The organism is Pseudomonas sp. MWU12-2020 (assembly GCF_023100605.1).
Taxonomy (GTDB): domain Bacteria; phylum Pseudomonadota; class Gammaproteobacteria; order Pseudomonadales; family Pseudomonadaceae; genus Aquipseudomonas; species Aquipseudomonas fluorescens_H.
Window position 1 is genome coordinate 1 of sequence record NZ_JALMEX010000056.1, and the last position, 431, is coordinate 431.

At 61.7% G+C, this 431-nt stretch carries 1 pseudogene; it reads left to right on the plus strand.

From position 1 onward, the window contains the following. Positions 1-431 (plus strand): annotated as a pseudogene (locus M0814_RS29015) (hypothetical protein); the annotation flags it as partial.

A 431-nucleotide genomic window follows, 5' to 3' on the forward strand; every position in this document is an offset into this window, starting at 1 on the left:
GCCGGGGTCGCCGTGACGTTTACCGTCCTTGATCTGGTGAACAACGCCGCGCAAGACTGGTGCAGCGAAACGCGCATCGTCGTCGACACCGGCAACTCGCGACTGGATGCGCCCATCCTTGAGCAGGCCAACGGCAACTTGCTGCACCTCGACACTCTGAAAGATGAAGAACTGGAGCTGAGGGTCTGGGCCACGTCGCCGGACTTCCAGGAAAACGACGTGATCATCATGCACATCGATGGCAGCACGCTGGACGGCGCTCCCGTGGCGCACGACGCTCGCCAGATCATCACCAAAGAACCGCCGCTGGTGGTCAGCGTCTTTCTGCCCAACAGCGCCGCCCGGGAACTGGCCAAAACCCAGGCGCTGTTCTTCTACGAGCTGGAACGTGGCGGCACAGTGATTCAGCGCTCCAGGGGCCTCTTCATCAA